17 protein-coding genes and 2 tRNA genes are annotated in these 18975 nt (G+C 67.4%); 5 read left to right on the top strand and 14 right to left on the bottom strand.

Annotated features, from left to right (window positions below; all coding sequences use genetic code 11):
- From ACGRVM_RS04915 to ACGRVM_RS04895, 5 genes are all read right to left on the bottom strand, one after another.
- On the bottom strand, nt 1–1926 hold the full coding sequence (locus ACGRVM_RS04915) for a cation:proton antiporter domain-containing protein (protein WP_377168108.1): 1926 nt from the start codon (nt 1924–1926) through the stop codon (nt 1–3).
- A gap of 174 nt (nt 1927–2100) precedes the next feature.
- Entirely contained in the window at nt 2101–4737 is a 2637-nt protein-coding gene (locus tag ACGRVM_RS04910) for a hypothetical protein (protein WP_377168110.1), read from the bottom strand.
- A gap of 120 nt (nt 4738–4857) precedes the next feature.
- Entirely contained in the window at nt 4858–6135 is a 1278-nt protein-coding gene (locus tag ACGRVM_RS04905) for an O-acetylhomoserine aminocarboxypropyltransferase/cysteine synthase family protein (RefSeq protein ID WP_377168112.1), read from the bottom strand.
- 132 nt (nt 6136–6267) lie between these two features.
- Nucleotides 6268–7272 (bottom strand): hypothetical protein, encoded by a 1005-nt coding sequence (locus tag ACGRVM_RS04900; protein ID WP_377168114.1) that lies wholly within the window; start codon nt 7270–7272, stop codon nt 6268–6270.
- A gap of 120 nt (nt 7273–7392) precedes the next feature.
- Nucleotides 7393–7476 (bottom strand) — tRNA-Tyr (locus ACGRVM_RS04895).
- Between the two features lie 186 nt (nt 7477–7662).
- On the opposite strand from ACGRVM_RS04895, the gene rlmB reads away from it, so the two are divergent.
- From rlmB to ACGRVM_RS04880, 3 genes are all read left to right on the top strand, one after another.
- The gene (gene rlmB / locus ACGRVM_RS04890) at nt 7663–8457 is read left to right on the top strand and encodes a 23S rRNA (guanosine(2251)-2'-O)-methyltransferase RlmB (protein ID WP_377168116.1); all 795 of its coding nucleotides are present in this window, start codon (nt 7663–7665) and stop codon (nt 8455–8457) included.
- Between the two features lie 12 nt (nt 8458–8469).
- Nucleotides 8470–8814, top strand: coding sequence for a hypothetical protein (locus ACGRVM_RS04885; RefSeq protein ID WP_377168118.1), 345 nt, complete (start codon nt 8470–8472; stop codon nt 8812–8814).
- A gap of 220 nt (nt 8815–9034) precedes the next feature.
- The gene (locus tag ACGRVM_RS04880) at nt 9035–9445 is read left to right on the top strand and encodes a CoA-binding protein (RefSeq protein ID WP_377168120.1); all 411 of its coding nucleotides are present in this window, start codon (nt 9035–9037) and stop codon (nt 9443–9445) included.
- 3 nt (nt 9446–9448) lie between these two features.
- On the opposite strand, the gene ACGRVM_RS04875 is transcribed toward ACGRVM_RS04880, so the two are convergent.
- Nucleotides 9449–9763: a phosphoribosyl-ATP diphosphatase gene (locus tag ACGRVM_RS04875; RefSeq protein ID WP_377168122.1), complete on the bottom strand. Its 315-nt coding sequence runs from the start codon at nt 9761–9763 to the stop codon at nt 9449–9451.
- Nucleotides 9760–10524, bottom strand: coding sequence for an imidazole glycerol phosphate synthase subunit HisF (gene hisF / locus ACGRVM_RS04870; RefSeq protein ID WP_377168124.1), 765 nt, complete (start codon nt 10522–10524; stop codon nt 9760–9762). The genes ACGRVM_RS04875 and hisF overlap by 4 nt, the downstream gene beginning before the upstream one ends.
- 97 nt (nt 10525–10621) lie before the next feature.
- Here hisF and ACGRVM_RS04865 point away from each other — a divergent pair, with 97 nt between their 5' ends.
- Entirely contained in the window at nt 10622–11083 is a 462-nt protein-coding gene (locus ACGRVM_RS04865; RefSeq protein WP_377168126.1) for a DUF302 domain-containing protein, read from the top strand.
- Nucleotides 11084–11119: 36 nt separating this feature from the next.
- Here ACGRVM_RS04865 and hisA read toward each other — a convergent pair whose 3' ends face one another.
- A complete protein-coding gene (gene hisA, locus ACGRVM_RS04860; protein WP_377168128.1) occupies nt 11120–11839 on the bottom strand; it encodes a 1-(5-phosphoribosyl)-5-[(5-phosphoribosylamino)methylideneamino]imidazole-4-carboxamide isomerase in 720 nt (239 codons plus the stop codon).
- A gap of 149 nt (nt 11840–11988) precedes the next feature.
- On the opposite strand from hisA, the gene ACGRVM_RS04855 reads away from it, so the two are divergent.
- Nucleotides 11989–12378: a DUF2147 domain-containing protein gene (locus ACGRVM_RS04855; protein ID WP_377168130.1), complete on the top strand. Its 390-nt coding sequence runs from the start codon at nt 11989–11991 to the stop codon at nt 12376–12378.
- Between the two features lie 9 nt (nt 12379–12387).
- Here ACGRVM_RS04855 and hisH read toward each other — a convergent pair whose 3' ends face one another.
- The 6 genes from hisH to ACGRVM_RS04825 form a co-directional block, all read right to left on the bottom strand.
- On the bottom strand, nt 12388–13026 hold the full coding sequence (hisH, locus tag ACGRVM_RS04850) for an imidazole glycerol phosphate synthase subunit HisH (RefSeq protein WP_377168132.1): 639 nt from the start codon (nt 13024–13026) through the stop codon (nt 12388–12390).
- Between the two features lie 4 nt (nt 13027–13030).
- Complete coding sequence (gene hisB / locus ACGRVM_RS04845) at nt 13031–13618, bottom strand: imidazoleglycerol-phosphate dehydratase HisB (RefSeq protein WP_377168134.1); 588 nt, start codon at nt 13616–13618, stop codon at nt 13031–13033.
- 149 nt (nt 13619–13767) lie between these two features.
- Nucleotides 13768–13842 (bottom strand) — tRNA-Gly (locus tag ACGRVM_RS04840).
- A gap of 181 nt (nt 13843–14023) precedes the next feature.
- On the bottom strand, nt 14024–14815 hold the full coding sequence (locus ACGRVM_RS04835) for a phosphodiesterase (RefSeq protein WP_377168136.1): 792 nt from the start codon (nt 14813–14815) through the stop codon (nt 14024–14026).
- 33 nt (nt 14816–14848) lie between these two features.
- The gene (locus ACGRVM_RS04830; RefSeq protein ID WP_377168138.1) at nt 14849–15478 is read right to left on the bottom strand and encodes a LysE family translocator; all 630 of its coding nucleotides are present in this window, start codon (nt 15476–15478) and stop codon (nt 14849–14851) included.
- Complete coding sequence (locus tag ACGRVM_RS04825; protein WP_377168140.1) at nt 15475–18918, bottom strand: pyruvate carboxylase; 3444 nt, start codon at nt 18916–18918, stop codon at nt 15475–15477. The genes ACGRVM_RS04830 and ACGRVM_RS04825 overlap by 4 nt, the downstream gene beginning before the upstream one ends.
- Nucleotides 18919–18975: the final 57 nt, after the last annotated feature.

Genomic DNA, 18975 nt, shown 5'->3' with positions numbered 1-18975 from the left:
TCAGGCGCGTTTCTTGGGCGTGTCGTCGCCCGATTCCTCGAGCTGCGACAGGAGCATCGTCTGCAATTGCTCCTCGAGCTCGCGGGCGCGGGCGATGTATTTCTCGTTTTCGACGGTCGGCACGTTCGGATCCCAGAGCGCCGCGAGCTCTCGCACCGAGAGGCGATCATGGTGATAGAACATGTCTTCGAGCTCGGCGGCCTCGAACTCGGAGAGACCCATGTTTTCAAGAACATAACGCCCGGCCCTCAGAGAGGCGTCGAACATCTCGCGCACGATGTCGTTGGCGCCAGCCTGATAAAGGCGGAAGACATGGTTGCGGTCGCGCGCCCGCGCGATGATGTGCAGATCGGGCCGCTCGCGCCGCGCGAAGGTGACGAGCCGCACGGCGGCATCGGGATCGTCGAGCGCGGCGACGAGCACCTTGGCATCGCGCAGTCCCGCCGCCATCAGCATCTCGGGGCGCGTCGGATCGCCGAAGAACCCCTTGACCCCGAAACGGCGCATGCGCTGGATCGCTGTCAGGTCATGATCGAGCACCACCGTCTCGTAGCCCGAAGAGCGCACGAGCCGGTTCACGATCTGCCCGAAACGCCCGATGCCGACGATGATGATGCGCGCCTGCTCGTCTACATCGTCATGCTCGAAATCCTCGCTCGCCTCCTCCATCCGGCTCGACAGCCAGTCGTAGAGGATGAAGAGAAGCGGCGTGATGAGCATCGACATCGCCACGACCAGCAGCAGCATCTCGGTCATTTCGGCGGGCACGACGTTCTGCTGGCCCGAGAAGGAGATGAGCACGAAGCCGAATTCGCCCGCCTGCGCCAGCGAGAGGGTGAAGAGCCACAGATCGCGCCCGCGCAGCTCGAAGATGCGCCCGAGGATGTAGAGGATCGCGCCCTTGATGACGATGATCATCAGCGCGAGGCCGAGGATCAGGAAGGGTTCGGCGAAGAGCAGCACGAAATTGATGCCCGCGCCGACGGTGATGAAGAAGAGCCCCAGCAGGAGGCCCTTGAACGGCTCGATATCCGACTCTAGCTCGTGCCGGAATTCGCTGTTGGCCAGAACCACGCCCGCGAGGAACGCGCCGAGCGCGGGCGAGAGGCCGATGAGATACATAACGAAGCTGATGCCGCAGACGATCAGAAGGGCGAGGGCGGTATACATCTCGCGCAGCCGCGCGAGGTGAATGAAGCGAAAGACGGGCCGCGTGAGATAGACGCCCGCGATGATGATCGCGGCCACGACGCCGAGCGTGACAAGCGTCACGCCCCAGCCGGGCAGCCCTTCGACCAGCGAAAGGCCCGAGCCGTGATGACCGCCGCCATGGGCGGCTGCGGCATGGGCGGCGTCCCCGGTGTCTCCCATCGGGCGATGCAACGCCTCGTCCAGCACCGTCTCGGGCGTCTTGCGCATCGCGAGCAGCGGCAGAAGGGCAAGCATCGGGATGACCGCGATGTCCTGCGTCAGCAGCACCGAGAAGGCCGAGCGCCCGCCCTTGGTCTGCATCAGCCCCTTTTCCGAGAGCGTCTGCAGCACGATTGCGGTGGACGACAGCGCGAAGATGAGGCCGATGGCGAGGCTGATGCTCCACTCATGCCCGAGCGCCATGGCCCCCAGCATGATGACGAGCGTCGTCAGCACCACCTGCATGCCGCCAAGACCCAGAAGACGATGCCGCATGTCCCAAAGCGCGCGCGGCTCGAGCTCGAGGCCGATGAGAAAGAGCATCATCACGACGCCGAACTCGGCGAAATGCTGAAGCTCGGCCGTCTCCTGCCCGACGAAGCCGAGGAGCGGCCCGATCAGGATGCCCGCCGCGAGGTAGCCCAGCACCGAGCCCAGGCCGAGACGCGCTGCGATCGGCACGGCGATCACGGCGGCGGCGAGGTAGATCGATGCCTGGTAGAGAAAGGCTTCCATCGCGGTCTCCTTGGGGGGCGCTCGAGGCCCGGCGGTATCGGTTCTGCATCCTTGCGGAACGCGCCGAGCATAAAGACGCAGGCGGATGTCGCAACGCCCTAGCGGCGCTCATGGCGCATCCTTTGCGGGTTTTACACCCGGCTTGCGTGAATTTTTTGCAAAGACCGGTCGGTATTAGCCTTGCGGCATGCGCAGCACGACATTGCGCCCGCGCTTGATATAGCGCAGCTCGCCCTCGCCGATCGCGGCGACCTGACCGCCGTCGAGCGTGTCGCCGACGCGTACTTTCTGATAGCGCCCGTTGCCGAGCCGCACGAGCGCCCGGCGGCTGGCGGGTGAGCCATAGACGCCTATGAGGTTCACTTCGCGCATGTTGAGCACGTTCTTTTCGGTCGCCTGACTGGCGACCGATGCGCTCGAGGGCAGCGAGACCTGCATCTGCTGCGATTGCGGCACCGGCTGCGCCGCGACCGCCTCTTGCGTGCGCTTGACGGTGGTGTCGAAATCGCCGGGCCGCTTGAGCGGTGTCAGCGAGGCGGTGACCGCCTGGGGCGTCGCGTTCTCGAAGGACGCGTCGTCCAGCTCCTCGGGATCGGCGGCGCTCGTGGCGGCGGCGGCGCTTTGGGGCTGGGCGGTCGCTTCGGTCAGCGCGCGGGTGAGCGCCGCGCCATCCACGAGCGGCACGGTCGATCCGGCGGAGGCCGTCTGGAGCGTGGCGGCGGCGGCTGACATCTCGGCGGGGCGGGGCTGAGGGCGCAGCGCGGCGAGCGATGCGGCAGTACCGATCGCCCCGTCGCGCGTGCCGGCGATGCTGGTATCGGGGGCGCCGTCCGCCTGCTCGGCATCCGTTTCTTCCTCGGGCTCGGCCGCGTCGGTCAGCGGCGTCTCGGGGCGCGCACGGGGGCGCACATTCGCGAGCGCCGGATCGATCTGGATCTGCGTGATTTCCGCCTCGCCCGTCTCCTCCACCGGCACGGCGGCCGTGACGGTCACGGTCTGCTCCATTTCGGCGGGGGGCATCAGTGGCGGGCGCCCTGCAATGACGCGAACGCCCTCGGGCGTCAGGGCCCCTTCGGGGGTCGCGCGCACGAGGCCGCGTGCGTCGAAATCGAAGCGCGTGCCGGCGGGGGGCGGATCGGCGGGCGTCTCGAGCGCGGTGTCGCGCGCATCGGGCTGGCGGCGCGGCAAAGTGCCCGGCAGCTCGAGCGCGAGGCCCGGATCGAGCGAGACCTCATAGAGATCGCTGAGCGGTGCGCCCGCGCCGGGCGTCTCGGGCGCGGTGGGCGCCATTTGCCAGATGCCGGTCGCGGCATAGCTGGCAAGCGCCTCGCTGGGCGACAGGACTGTGGGGCGGCTCGGGAGCGTGGCCACTTCGGGGCGCTCGGTGCCCGCATCGGTCAGCGCCGCCGTGCGCTCTTCCTCATCCTTGGCGTCGCCCGCGGGCAGGGGCGCGATCAGCGCGGGAGCGGGGGCATCGTCCTCCTGCACCACTGGATCGACTTCGGCCTCGCTCACGGCGGGCACGTCGGCCAGCTTGATGTCGCCGCCCCGGAAGAGCCGCGCGAGGCCGTCATCGAGAAAGACCGACGCCCAGGCCGCGACGCCGACGAGGAACAAAAGCAGGATCGCCGTCAGGATGAGGCCGAGAAAGCGCGGCTTGCCGCGCACTTCGCTCTGGCGCGCGCCGAAGACGGTCATGCGCTGCTTTTCATCGTGATCGCGGCGTATCGCCTTGGACGCGCGCGGTTTTTCCTTGGCGGGCTTGGCGCCGCGCATCGCGAAGAGGCCTGCGCCTCGGTCGGGGTCGGACCCGTTCCGCGCCGGGGCCGCCTCCTCCGCCGCATCGCGGTCGAGCCGCGCTTCGGGATCGGGGCGCAGGCTCGCCGCAAGCTCGGCCATCATTGCGGGATCGCTCGGGCCGTCATCGGCGGGGCTGGGCAGGGACGGGGCCATGCCCTCCTTGGCTCCGGCATCCGCGCCGCCGAGACGCGACAGGCGCGGGCCGTCCGCCGCGAGGGGCGGGCGCGGTGCGCCGTCGAGGCCGCGGCTGGCCCGGATCGAGCTGAAGGCGGCGACGGACGGCTCGGGCGCGCCGGACGCGGGCGCGGTGTCCTTCTTGGCGTCCGAAGCCGCAGGCGGCGCCTCAGGCTGCACTTCCGGCGCCTTGGGCTTGGGCGCGGGTCCGGCCTCGGCCACGGCCTGCGTGGCCGCCGCCGCGACGGGCGCGTCCTCGTCTTCGGCGATATCTTCGTCGGGCGCGTTCTCTGCCGGGATCTCGGCCTCGCCGGTGATGCGGATGGGCGCGGCGTCGCGCTCCACCTGGGTGCCCTCGGGCAGGGCGGTGCCGGCCCAGGCGGTCACGCCGAAGAAAGGCTCGCCCCGGAAAACCGGGCCTTCGGGGATCGCGGCGAAGCTGACCGGCTCGAACCCATGCTCGACCGCGAAGCTCTCGGCCTCGCCCAGCGTCTCCAGGGCGACGGCGGCGACATGGATCACGCCGTCCTCGGCGGTCCAGTCGTATTCAAGCTCGTCCACCGCATAAGGCGTCGCGCCCTCGAGCGCAGCGCGCACGGCGGCATCGGGATCGCCGCTCGCCTCGATGGTCATGTATTTGATCTGATCCTCGGGCAGGATCAGCTTGCAGGTGGCATCGCCAGGCAGGCGCGCGGCACGCTCTTGCAGCGCAGCAAGGTCTGCGGCGAGATCGGACGAGGCGAAGCCGACGTCTCCGACGCGCGCCCATCCGTCACGGGCGCGATGCAGGAGTTGCAGCCCCTCGCTGGACAGGATCAGGGAGAAATTCGGTTTCATCGCTCGTCTCTAGCATCCATGCGCACGCGGCGGAAGTTTTCGGCGCGACGCCTAATTCTACAGCAGGTTCCCGCCGAGCGAAAGAGAGTGCCCCCGCCCGGCGGATCGGCCCGGCGGGGATCAGCCCGCCTTGGCCAGCGCCTGATCGAGATCGGCGATGAGATCGGCCGCCGTCTCGATCCCGATCGAGATGCGCACGACATCGGGCCCCGCACCCGAGGCGCGCTGCTGCTCCTCGCTGAGCTGGCGGTGCGTGGTCGACGCGGGATGGATCACGAGGCTGCGCGTGTCGCCCAGATTCGCGACATGGCTGAAGAGCTCGAGCGCATCGACGAATTTGACGCAGGCGTCATAGCCGCCCTTGAGCGAGATGGTGAAAAGCCCGCTTGCGCCCTTGGGGCAGACCTGCGCCGCGCGCTTGTTGTAGGGCGATGAGGCGAGGCCCGCATAGGTCACGGCCGCGACGGCGTCATGGCCTTCGAGCCATGTGGCGATCTCGAGCGCGTTGGCGCAATGGCGCTCCATGCGCAGGCTGAGCGTCTCGATCCCCATGAGCGTGTAATGCGCCGCTTGCGGGTTGAGCGTCATGCCTAGATCGCGCAGACCGACCGCGATGCCGTGGAAGGTGAAGGCGAGCGCGCCGAAGGTCTCGTGGAACTTGAGGCCGTGATAGGCCGGCTCGGGCGCCGAGAGCGATGGGAACTTGTCCGAGGCCGACCAGTCGAACTTGCCCGAATCCACGACGCAGCCCCCGGTGACGGTGCCGTTGCCGGTGAGGTATTTCGTCAGCGAATGCACGACCAGCGTCGCCCCATGCTCGATCGGGCGGCAGAGGTAGGGCGTGGCGGTGGTGTTGTCGACGATGAGCGGCAGGCCATGCTTTTCCGCCACATCCGCGACGCTGCGCAGATCGGCGACATGGCCGCCGGGATTGGCGATGGATTCGCAGAAGACGGCGCGCGTGTCGTCGTCGATGGCCGCGGCGATGGCGTCCATATCGTCGATATCGACGAATTTCGCGGACCAGCCGAAGCGCTTGATCGTCTGGCTGAACTGCGTGACCGAGCCGCCGTAGAGGCGGGTCGAGACGACGACATTGCGCCCCGGCGCCATCAGCGGGAAGAGCGCCATGATCTGCGCCGCATGCCCCGAGGAGCAGCAGACCGCGCCCGCGCCGCCTTCGAGCGTTGCGACACGCTCCTGAAGCGAGGCGACCGTGGGGTTCGTTAGGCGCGAGTAGATATAGCCCACTTCCTGAAGGTTGAAGAGCTTGGCCGCGTGATCGGCATCGCGGAACGCATAAGCCGTGGTCTGGTAGATCGGCACCTGACGTGCGCCGGTGGCCGGATCAGGGCGATTGCCCGCATGAACCTGCAACGTGTCGAAACCGAGTGTCATGGGATCCCCTCCGATACATTCCCTTGCAGGGTTTGTAGGCGATGGCGCGGGATCGGGCAACGGGGATGCTGCGCGGGGCGCACGCGTCGGGCAGCCGCCCGCTCAGCGCATCCAGAAGCCATTGCGCTCCGCTCAGCGCATCCAGAAGCCGTTGCGCTTGATCGTGTTGCGGATCATCTGCTCGCGCCGGGGCAGATCGTCCTGATCGAAGAGCGCGCGCACCTTGAGGCCGCGCCCCTGATAGACCATGCGTTTGATCGGCTCGTATTCCTTGAGCACCTTCTTGACGCGATTGTGGTTTGTGATGTGATGCAAGGCCGCGATGACGTGATCGCCCTCGCGCGCGTAGAGAAGCGGCAGAAGGCGATAGTGGCAGCTCACCGACCCGTCGAGATAACCCTCGGGCAGCGCATCGCGCCCGCCGCCGAGGGAGTGGATCACCAGCGGTAGAGCCACCTGATCTAGCCACGGGTCGAGCTCCTGGCAGATCAGCTCGGCGGGTGGGTCATCCCGGATGGCGAGCGCATAGTCGAGAAACCTTTGCCCGAAGACGCGTGGGCACTCGTGATAGAAGAAGCCCGCGTTGAAATAGAGATAGCGCTTCCAGTATTCGTCCGGCTGCGACAGATCGAGCGAGCTGGCGTAATCGAGCCCGAACTTGTCGTAGAGCGATTTCCAGATCGCGCCGTAGCCGGGGCCGTAGAGCTCGGGCGTGGGCCAGGTGCCCTCGCGGCGCAGCGACGCGCCGGGGCGCGAGAAATCGAAGGGAACCGCGGCCAGATCGCCGGTGATGAGCGTGTCGGTGTCGAAGAACACGAAGGGCTCGCCCTCGGGGAGGGCCGACAGCATCTCGATCTTGTTGCCATAGGGGTAGGCATGGCCGAAATGGCGGCTCTCGAAGGGGATGATCTCGGCGCCGAGTTCGGCCAGCATGGCGCGGATATCGTCGTTGCCGATGCGCGGATCGTTGGGCCAGAGCGGGCCGCGCTGCGGCTCGGCGATCAAGAGGCGGCCCGGAAAATCAGGGCAATAGCTGCGCAGCGACAGCGCGAAAAGCAGCGCCTCGTATTGCAGGCGCCCGTTCTGCGCCACGATCACCACGTTGAATGTTTGCGTGCGGTCCGCCTGCACTGCCATGTTTGTCCTGCCCGGTCGTCTTTGGCGCCAGTATAGGCGCAGGGTTGTCGATGCACGAGGGAAGATTGCGCAAAAATCGCGCGATCGTTTCCTAGTCTCGGACAATCTGAGGGAGGGAAGTGGTGGGCGACCCAGGAATCGAACCTGGCGTGCGTCTCCGCGAGGGAGTTACAGTCCCCTGCCACACCTTGCGGCCTGTCGCCCACTTGGCCAGAGGCCGTAGCGCCCTGACGTGGGGGGCTGATTACAAGCGCGCCCGAGAGGCGTCAACCGTAAAAACGACGCTCTCGACTTGGCCCTGCATCGCCCGTGGCGAGGCGCGGAAATCGCCTTGCACGCGGCGCGCGCGGGCATGATTATGCGCCCTTCTGGCGGGAAAGGCGGCGCGTGATGAAAAAACCGAAATGGGTGGTCGAAAAGGAGCAGGCCAAGAAGGCGGCCGAGGCCGAGACGGTCTGGCTTTTCGGGCTGCATGCGGTGCGCGACGCGCTGATGAACCCGGCCCGCCGCAAGCTGCGCCTCGTCGTGACGCTGAACGCACAGAACAAGCTGGCCGAGGCCATCGCCGCCTCCGGCATGACCCCCGAGGAAGCCGATCCGCGCAAGTTCTCCGCGCCGCTCGATCCCGGCTCGGTGCATCAGGGTGCGGCGCTCGAGGTCAAGCCGCTTAACTGGGGCGATCTCGAGACGCTGGCGATGGGCGATGGCGTCCGCCCGCCGCGCCTCATCCTTCTGGACCGCGTGACCGATCCGCATAACGTGGGCGCCATCCTGCGCTCTGCCGAGGTGTTCGGTGCCTCCGCCGTCATCGCCCCGCGCCATCACTCCGCGCCCGAGACCGGCGCGCTGGCCAAGACGGCGAGCGGCGCGCTCGAGCGGCAGCCCTACCTTCAGGTGCGCAACCTCTCGGACGCGATGCGGCAGCTTCAGAAGATGGGTTATCTCGTGCTGGGTCTCGACGGCGAGGCCAGTGAGACGATCGAGGAGGCGCTCGAGGGCAAGCGCGACCGCCCGGTGGCGCTGGTCCTCGGGGCCGAGGGGCCGGGCCTGCGGCAGAAGACGCGCGAAACCTGCGACATTTTGGTGAAAATTCCCTATTTCGGCGGCTTCGGATCGCTCAACGTCTCAAATGCGGCCGCGGTGGCCCTATATGCCAGTCAGGCGCGCACCATCGGCACGCCGTAGCCGGGAGGGCGCATGCGCAAGATCGCGACCTGTTGTTATTGCGGCACCCGCGCGGCGCTCGTGCTGCGCGGCGAGAGCCGTCACGAGCTGTCCTGCGCGGCCTGCGGTGCGCCGCTTCATGAAATGAAGGCAATGCCCTGCGACCAGCAGGAGCGCGGGCGCGCGCATCGCGCCTCGGCCCCGCGCCGCCGTCCCGCCCCGCACCCCTATGATCTGCGCCGGGAGGACGAGGAGGAGCGCCGCCGCGCCGAGGCCGAGCGCTACCGGCAGCCCAAGCCGCGCCGCAAGCGCCGCAAGCCGTTCCTGCGCAAGGCGTTCGAGGAAATCTGGGACATCGTCGAGGACATCATCGACTGACCCGGCCCCGACCTTGCGTCTGTTACAAAAGGTCACAGGCCGATCACAGGTCGCTGATCGCCCCTTTTGCAGGCAAGTTTCCATCCTAAATCAATTGCACAGGCGCCGGACCGGAACTTCGGTGCCTTCTATCACTGTCCCTCGTTCCGTGACTGCGCCCGAAGTCTTTGCTTCGGGCGCTTTTTTGTGCAGGTTGCGCGGGACTTGAAAGGGCAGGGCCATGAGCGACGATCTGATCCGCGACATTCTGAAACGTACCCGGCGCATCGCGCTCGTCGGGGCGTCGGCCAATCCGGCGCGGCCGAGCCATGGCGTGATGCGCTTTCTGCTCTCCAAGGGCTACGAGGTCGTGCCGGTCAACCCCGGCCTCGCGGGACAGACGCTTCTGGGCCAGAAGGTCGTGGCGAGGCTTTCGGACATCGAGGGGGAGGTCGACATGATCGACGTCTTCCGCGCGTCCGAGCATGTGCCCGCCGTGGTGGACGAGGCGCTGGCGCATTTCGAAAACCCGGGCGCGATCTGGATGCAGCTTGGCGTGGTGCATGAGGGAGCGGCCGAGACCGCCCGCGCGCGCGGCGTCGATGTGGTGATGGATCGCTGCCCGGCGATCGAGTATCCGCGCCTGATGTAGCGCTCAGCCTTGGGGGCGCGTGGCCTTTTCCGCGAGCCCCGATCGCGCCTGACGCCGCTCGAGCTCGGCCATGACATCGGCCAGCGCCACGCCGCGCGCGCGCAGCATCACCATGAAATGAAACAGCACATCCGCCGCCTCGCCGGTCAGCGCCTCGGCGTCGCCGCGCACCGCCTCGATGATCGCCTCCACGGCTTCCTCGCCGAACTTCTCGGCGCATTTTTCGGGGCCTTTTCCAAGGAGCTTCGCGGTCCAGCTCGTCTCGGGATCGGCATCGGCCCGCGCGGCGATGATCGCCTCGAGATCGTCCAGTGTCATAGCCCCGTCCTCATCGGTATTCCGGCGGCTGCCATATGCGCCTTGGCCTGGCCGATGGTGAATTCGCCGAAATGGAAGATCGATGCCGCGAGCACCGCGCTCGCGCCGCCTTCCCTGACGCCATCGACGAGGTGATCAAGCGTGCCGACCCCGCCCGAAGCGATGACCGGCACATCGACCGCGTCCGAAATGGCGCGGGTGAGCGGCAGGTTGAAGCCCGCGCGCGTGCCGTCGCGGTCCATCGAGGTCAGCAGGATCTCGCCCGCGCCGTACTCCGCGACACGCCGCGCGAAGGCGACCGCGTCGATGCCGGTCTCGCGGCGGCCGCCATGGGTAAAGATTTCCCACTTTCCAGGCGCGACCGTCTTGGCGTCGATGGCCACGACGATGCACTGGCTGCCGAATTGCGCCGCCGCCTCGCGCACCACCTCGGGACGGGCGACGGCGGCGGAGTTGAAGCTGACCTTGTCGGCCCCGGCCAGCAGGAGCGCGCGCACATCCGCGGGCGTGCGCACGCCGCCGCCCACGGTCAGCGGGATGTAGCATTGCTCGGCCGTGCGGCGCACCACGTCGAACATGGTGCCGCGATTCTCGTGGGTCGCGTGGATGTCGAGAAAGCACAGCTCGTCCGCGCCGGCGGCATCATAGGCGCGCGCGGCGTCCACCGGATCGCCTGCGTCCCGCAGATCGACGAAGTTCACGCCTTTCACCACGCGCCCGTCGGCCACGTCGAGGCAGGGGATGATGCGGGTCTTGAGCATGCGCGTGTCCGGCCTTTGAGTGTCGTGCGATTGTCTATGTGCAAATCGGGCTACATGCCAGAGTGGGACGTTGAAAACGACAAAAGGAGAGAGATCCATGAAAAGATTGATCGCCGCCGCCCTCATCGCGATCTGGGGCAGCCATGCCGCCGCGAACGAGCAGAGCGTCACGCATGTCGAATCGAAACTCGGCGTCGCCGAGACGATGGACCATCTCGAGCGCGCCGTGATCGAGGCCGGCGCGACAATCTTCGCCCGTGTCGATCACGGCGAAGGGGCCGAGCGCGCGGGCGTCGAGCTCGCCCCCGCGCAGCTTCTGGTCTTCGGCAACCCCAAGCTGGGCTCGCAGGCCATGCAGGACGACATCCTGGCCGGTCTGCATCTGCCGCTGCGCGTTCTGATCTATGAAGACGGCAACGGGCAGACTTTCCTCGCCTACGAGGATCCCGCGATCACGCTCGGCGATCTCGACGGCGTCGATGCGGGCGCGACCTACATCGCCGAGATGCGCGCCGCGCTCAGCAAGCTGACGAACAAGGCTTCCGACGTAGTGGAGTGACGCCATGGATGCGCCGGGCCGCGCGGCCCGGCGCCCTCAGCGCAGCGCGGCCAGCGCCTCGCGCAGATCGAGCGCGCCGTCATAGAGCGCCCGGCCCGAAATCGCGCCATCGAGCGGCGCGCCGCAATCACGAAGCGCCATCAGATCGGCGAGCGAGCTGACACCGCCCGAGGCGATCACAGGGATGCTCACGGCGCGTGCCAGCGCCGCCGTCGCCTCGATATTCGGGCCCTGCATCGCGCCGTCGCGCTCGATATCGGTATAGATGATCGCGGCGACGCCGGCGTCCTCGAAACTGCGCGCCAGATCGGTGGCGTTCACGTCGGTCTCCTCGGCCCAGCCCTTGGTCGCCACGCGCCCCGCGCGGGCGTCGATGCCCACGGCCACCTGGCCCGGAAACGCCTTGGCCGCTTCGCGCACGAGATCCGGGTCCTCCACCGCCACGGTGCCGAGGATCACCCGCGCGAGGCCCTTCGAAAGCCACATCTCGATCGTCGCCATGTCGCGGATGCCGCCGCCGAGCTGCGCCGGCACGCGGCAGCGCTTCAGGATTTCTTCGACCGGCGCGGCATTGACGGGCGCGCCCGCGAAGGCGCCGTTGAGGTCCACCAGATGAAGCCATTCGCACCCCGCCGCGACGAAGGCCTCGGCCTGCGCGGCCGGATCGTCGTTGAAGACCGTGGCGGCCTCCATTTCGCCGCGCAGAAGGCGCACGGCCTGGCCGTCCTTGAGATCGATGGCGGGGTAGAGAATCATGGCGCGCCCCTTCGCAGGCAGTAAATTTCGAACCCCGCCCTCAGACCACGGCGCGCGAAAATTTACAATGCGCCGCGGATTGCCGGTTGATCGGCGCATCGCGCCTGTCACACTGGGCGGCGGGAAAACTGTCCTTGAGGGAGGAAGGAATGAAGGCAATCGCATGGGGCGCTCTGGCGCTTGCGATCAGCGCGGGGATGGCGATGGCCGACCCGCTCGAGGGGATCTGGCAGACGCCGAAGGACGATAACGGCAATTCGGGCCTCGTGCGCATCGCGCCCTGCGGCGCGCAGCTTTGCGGCACGCTGATCAAGGCCTATGGCCCGGGCGGCGAGGAAATCGCGAGCGACAATATCGGGCGCGCCATCGTCTCCGAGACGGTGCCGACGGGCGGGGGCGCCTACGAGGGCAAGATCTACTCTCCCGACCGCGGCAAGACCTACGCGTCGAAGCTCAGCCTCTCGAACGGAACCTTGGCGGTCAAGGGCTGCGTCTTCGGCATCTGCCGCGACGGCGGCACCTGGCGGCGGGTGCAATAGGCGCGCGGCTCAGGGGCGCCACCTGAGGAAATTGGCGATCATGCGCAGGCCCGTGCCCTGGCTTTTCTCGGGGTGGAACTGCGTGCCGACGAGATTGTCGTGGCCGACCACGGCCGTGACGGCGCCGCCATAGTCCACATGCGCCAGCAGATGCGCCTTGTCAGCCACGCGGAACTGGTAGGAATGGACGAAATAGGCGTGCTGGCCGGTCTCGATCCCGTCGAAGAGGGGGTGGGGCGCGTCCAGCACCAGATCGTTCCAGCCCATATGCGGCACTTTCAGCGCCGGATCGGCGGGCGTGATCGGCTCGACCGTGCCGCCGATCCAGTCGAAGCCTTCCGTCTCGCCATGCTCGAGCCCGCGGCTCGCCAGCATCTGCATGCCGATGCAGATCCCCATGAAAGGGCGCGCGCCGTCGATGACGGCCTCGCGCACGGCCTCGAAGAGGCCGCGATGATCGTAGAGCTCGGCCCGGCACGCGGCGAAGGCGCCGTCGCCCGGCAGCACGATGCGGTCGGCGCGGCGCACCGTGTCGGGGTCGGACGTGACCATCACCTCGCCCGCGCCGGTCTCGCGCGCCATGCGCTGGAACGCCTTCTCGGCCGAGTGCAGGTTGCCGCTTTCGTAATCGACGATGACGGTGCGCATGGGCCTAGAGCATGCCCTTGGTCGAGGGGATCGCATCGGCCTTGCGCGGATCGGTCTCGACCGCCTCGCGCAGCGCGCGCGCGACGGCCTTGAACGCGGCCTCGGCCATGTGGTGGCTGTTGATGCCGTGGAGCGCGTCGACATGCAGCGTCATGCCCGAATGCGTCGAGAAGGCCTGGAAGAATTCGCGCACCAGCTCGGTGTCGAAACTGCCGATCTTGGCGGTCGGCAGGTCCATGTTCCACACGAGATAGGGCCGGCCCGAGAGGTCCAGCGCCGCGCGCACCAGCGCGTCGTCCATCGGCAGAAGGCAGGCGCCATAGCGCCGGATGCCGCGCTTGTCGCCGAGCGCCTCCGACAGCGCCTGGCCGAGCGCGATCCCAACATCCTCGACCGTGTGGTGATCGTCGATATGCAGATCGCCCGTGCAGGCCACCTCGATGTCGATCAGCGAGTGCCGCGCCAACTGGTCCAGCATGTGGTCGAAGAACCCCACGCCGGTCTTGTTGTCGTAGCTGCCAGAGCCGTCGAGCGCGACGCGCGCGCTGATATCGGTCTCGGCGGTCTTTCGGGTGACGGTCGCGCTGCGCATGATCTTCTCCGACTGGCTTTGCCGCGCTTATAGGCAGATGCGCCCGCCCCGCCAAGGGCCGCGCGCCGCGCCGCGTCACAAATGATCCGAAAACAGAAAAGGCCGCCCGAGGGCGGCCTTCGTTCCGTGACCGTGGGTAGCGGTCTAATTGGAGCGGGCGAGGCGATTCGAACGCCCGACCCTAACCTTGGCAAGGTTATGCTCTACCCCTGAGCTACGCCCGCACCGATTGAGGGGGTATCTACAAATTGCCGGCGGGGGCCGCAAGGCCAAATTTCGCGCCCCGGCGAAAAAATTTGCGCCGCCAATGCTTTCCTTTGGGGAAGCCCCGCGCCCTGCTTCATCTTGGCCAAATACTCCGGGGGTGCGGGGGCAGGGCCCCCCCCTCGCGCGGTCTTCCTGCGCTCACTTGTAGCTGAGCACGCGGCGGCCGGGGATGCCGTAATCCTCGGAATGCACGACGACGCCCTCGGCGCCGAGATAGAGGATGCCGTAGGCGCCCGGCTCGTCCACCGAGGCGTCGCTGTCCATGCCGGGCTGCATGATGGGCGACTGGTGGCAGGGGCTTTTGAGGATTGTGCAGGCGATCCCGCCGGCCGCGCCCGAGACGGTGCGATGCAGATGCCCGGCGACGATCTGGCAGGTATTGGCGCGCCGTTTGAGCACCGCGAGGAACTCGGCGCGATTCGCCAGTGCGATCGCGTCCATAGCGGCGAAGCCCACCTCCATCGGCGGGTGATGCAGCATCACGACGGCAGAGCGTCCCTCGGCCCCCGCGAGCGCCGCGTCGAGCCAGGCGAGGCGCGCGTCGCAGAGGGTACCGCCGTCCTGCCCCTCATCCACCGTGTCGAGCAGGATGAGCCGAACGTCGCCGCAATCGATCACCTCCTGCACATGCCCCTCGGCCGTGCGGGGCGCTTTGGGAAACGCCTCTGCGAAGGCCGCGCGTCGGTCATGGTTGCCGATGGTGAGATGCACCGGCAGCGGGCAGTCCTTCAGCGCGGCGGCGAGGCGCGCGTATTCCTCGGGCCGGCCGTGATGGGTCAGATCGCCGGTGATCACGATCCTCTCCGCCTCGGGAAACTGCGCGAGCGCATGGGCCAGCCCCGCGCGGAACCGCGCATCCGGGTCGAGATGCCCGATCAGCGCGCCCTGCGCGGTATAATGCAGATCGGTGAAGACGAGTATCTTGCGCATGGCCTACCTTCGTTCCTGCCGCCCGGGGCGGCTCTAGCGCTGCGCGCGGGCCAGCCACGCGGCGGCACCGAGCATCATGATGCCGCCGATCCGGTCGATCCACGCGCCGCCCGCCCCGGCAAAGCGGCGCGCACCGAGCGCGGCGAGCGCCGCGTATCCCCAGACGATCCAGAAATCGAGGATTGCGCAGGTGATGGCGAGGATCGCGAATTGCGACCAGAGCGGGGCGGCGGGGTCGATGAATTGCGGAAAGAGCGCGCCGTAGAAGAGGATCGCCTTGGGACTCGTGCCCGCCACGATGAAGCCTTGGCGAAAGTGCCACCAGCGCGAGCGCGGCGCGCCTTGCGCCGCGACCTCGACCGGCGGACGCACCCGGAAGGAGCGTCGGATCATCCGAAAGCCGAGCCATGCAAGATAGGCGACGCCCGCGATCTTGATCGCGAGAAAGAGCGTGGCCGACTGGGCGAGGATCAGCCCCAACCCGGCGACCGCCGCGATCATCTGCAGCATGTTCGCGCTGATATCGCCGAGCACGGTGAAGGCCGCGCGCCGCGCGCCGTCAGCCATTCCGTGAACGATCCCGAGCGTCACCGAGGGCCCGGGCGTCAACAGGACGGCCAGCACCAGCGCCAGAAATCCGAGATATGTCGCGGCGTCCATCATGCTTCCAATTCGATCAAGAGATCCTTGGCGTCGATCTGTCCGCCGGGCACGGCATGGACAGCCTTGATGACCGCGTCGCGCTCGGCATGAAGGCCCGTTTCCATCTTCATCGCCTCGATGGTCAACAGCAGATCGCCGGCCTTCACCGGCTTGCCCGCGACGGCGGAGATGCTGGCCACGACGCCCGGCATGGGCGCGCCGATATGGTTCGGGTTGCCCGGCTCGGCCTTGGGGCGGGCGGCGGCGCTGCTTTTCACGAGGCGGTTCGGCACGCGGATCACGCGCGGCTGGCCGTTCAGCTCGAAGAAGACCTTGACCTCGCCATCCTCGCCGGTCTCGCCCACGGCTTGCAGGCGGATCTCGAGGATCTTGCCCGGATCGATCTCGGCGGTGATCTCCTCGCCCGGCTCCATGCCATAGAAGAAGGTCTTCGTTGGCAGGGTGCGCACGGGGCCATAGACACGGTGGCGGCCCATGTAATCGAGGAAGACCCTGGGATACATGAGATATCCGTTCAGATCCTCGTCATCCACCTTGCGCCCTTCGAGAAGCTGGCTCAGCTCGGCGCGCGTCGCCTCGAGATCGACGGGCGGCAGGTGCGCGCCGGGCCGCTCGGTGCTGGGCGCCTCGCCCTTGAGCGCCTTGGCCGTCAGCGCAGGGGGGAAGCCGCCCGGAGGCTGGCCCAGATTGCCGCGCAGCATGTCGATGACGGAATCGGGAAAGGAGACGTCCTTGGCCGGGTCCTCGACCTCGGCGCGGGTGAGGCCCTGGCTCACCATCATCAGCGCCATGTCGCCCACCACCTTGGACGAGGGCGTGACCTTCACGATATCGCCGAACATCCGGTTCACGTCCGCATAGGTCTGCGCGACCTCGGGCCAGCGATCCTCGAGACCCATCGAGCGCGCCTGCTCGCGCAGGTTGGTGAACTGCCCGCCCGGCATCTCGTGAAGGTACACCTCGGAGGAGGGCGCCTGCATCGACGATTCGAACGCGGCATAATGCCCACGCACATTGTCCCAGTAATCCGAGATCTCGCGCACGGCGCTGATGTCGATGCCGGTGTCACGCTCGGTATGCGCAAGCGCCTCGACGACCGAGCCGAGCGTGGCCTGGCTGGTGTTGCCGCTGAGCGCGTCCATCGCGCAGTCGACGGCATCGACCCCTGCATCTGCGGCGGCGAGGATCGTGGCGCTGGCGATGCCGGCGGTGTCATGCGTGTGGAAATGGATCGGAAGGCCCACCTCCTCCTTGAGGGCCGCGATCAGCTTGCGCGCGGCGGCGGGCTTCAGAAGGCCCGCCATGTCCTTGAGGCCGAGCACATGCGCGCCGGCCTTCTCCATCTCGCGTGCCATGCCGACATAGTACTTCAGGTCGTACTTGGCCCGGTCGGGATTGAGGATGTCCCCGGTGTAGCAGACCGTGCCCTCGCAGATCTTGTTCGCCTCGATCACGGCATCCATCGCGACGCGCATGTTTTCCACCCAGTTGAGCGAATCGAAGACGCGGAAGACGTCGACGCCGGTGACGGCGGCCTGCCGGACGAACTCGCGCACCACGTTGTCGGGATAGTTGGTGTAGCCCACGCCGTTCGACGCGCGCAAAAGCATCTGCGTCATGAGGTTCGGCATCTTGGCGCGCAGATCGCGCAGACGCTGCCACGGGCATTCCTGCAAGAAGCGGTAGGCCACGTCGAAGGTCGCGCCGCCCCAGCATTCTACCGAGAAAAGTTGCGGCAGATGCGCGGCATAGGCGGGCGCGATGCGGATCATGTCGCGGCTGCGCATGCGCGTGGCGAGAAGCGACTGATGCCCGTCGCGCATCGCGGTATCGGTGATAAGGAGCCGCTTTTGCGCCTTCATCCAGTCGGCCACGGCCTGCGGGCCCTTCTCCTCCAGCAGATTGCGCGTGCCGGGCTGAGGCGTGCCGCGCAGCCTCGGCGGCACCGGGTCTTTCAGGTCGGCGCGCGGGCGCGGACGGTCCTTGGTCTCTGGATGCCCGTTCACGGTGATATCCGCGATATAGGTCAGCACCTTCGTGCCGCGGTCCCGGCGCGAGCGGAAGTTGAAGAGCTCGGGCGTGTCGTCGATGAACTTGGTCGTGTAGGTATTGTCGAGGAAGGTCGGGTGTTTGAGCAGGTTCTCGACGAAGGCGATGTTCGTGCTCACGCCCCGGATGCGGAATTCGCGCAGCGCGCGGTCCATCCGCGCGATCGCCGCCTCGGGCGTCTGCGCATGGGCCGTCACCTTGACCAGCAGGCTGTCGTAGAACCGCGTGATGACGCCCCCCGCATAGGCCGTGCCACCGTCGAGGCGAATGCCCATGCCCGTGGCCGAGCGATAGGCGGTGATGCGGCCGTAATCGGGGATGAAGCTGTTCTGCGGGTCCTCGGTGGTGATGCGCGTCTGGAGCGCGTGGCCATGCAGGCGGATCTCGTCCTGGCTCGCCTTGCGGGTCGCTTCGGCCAGCGTCTTGCCTTCGGCGATCTTGATCTGGGCCTGCACGATGTCGATGCCGGTGACCTCCTCGGTCACGGTATGCTCGACCTGAACGCGGGGGTTCACCTCGATGAAGTAGAATTGCTCGGTATCCATATCCATGAGGAACTCGACCGTGCCCGCGCATTCGTAATTCACGTGCTTGCAGATCTTGTAGCCGAGCTCGCAGATCTCGGCGCGCTGGGCGTCGGTGAGATAGGGGGCGGGCGCGCGCTCGACGACTTTCTGGTTACGGCGCTGGACCGAGCAGTCGCGCTCGAAAAGGTGATACATGTTGCCGTGCTTGTCGCCGAGGATCTGCACCTCGACATGGCGCGCGCGCAGGATCATCTTTTCGAGATACCCCTCGCCGTTGCCGAAGGCCGCTTCGGCCTCGCGGCGGCCTTCCAGCACCTTTTCCTTGAGCTCGTCCGGGCCGTGGATGGGCCGCATGCCGCGCCCGCCGCCACCCCAGGATGCCTTGAGCATCAGCGGATAGCCCACCGCCGCGGCCTCGGCGCGGATGGCGTCCATGTCCTCGCCCAGAACCTCGGTCGCGGGGATGACCGGAACGCCCGCTTCGATGGCGACGCGCCGCGCGCTCGCCTTGTCGCCCAGCTGGCGCATCGTTTCGGCCTTGGGGCCGATGAAGGTGATCCCGGCCTCTGTGCAGGCATCGACGAAATCGGGGTTCTCGGACAGCAGGCCATAGCCTGGATGGATCGCATCGGCACCGCATTCCTTCGCGACGCGGATGATCTCGGGAATGCTGAGATAGGCGGCCACGGGACCCATTCCCGCGCCGATGCGGTAGGCCTCGTCGGCCTTGAAGCGGTGCAGGCCCAGCTTGTCCTCTTCGGCGAAGACGGCGACGGTGCGTTTGCCCATCTCGTTCGCGGCGCGCATGATGCGGATGGCGATCTCGCCGCGATTGGCGATGAGAATCTTCTTGAAGTCTGTCATGTCGCGTCCCCGTTCATCTTCCTTGGCGCCGGCAGCCGGTGCGATTGCGCGCAGAGT

This window comes from Roseovarius aquimarinus, from assembly GCF_043661195.1.
GTDB lineage: Bacteria > Pseudomonadota > Alphaproteobacteria > Rhodobacterales > Rhodobacteraceae > Roseovarius > Roseovarius aquimarinus.
The sequence above is the reverse complement of the archived record's forward strand: the minus strand, read 5'-3'. Positions and strand labels throughout refer to the sequence as shown.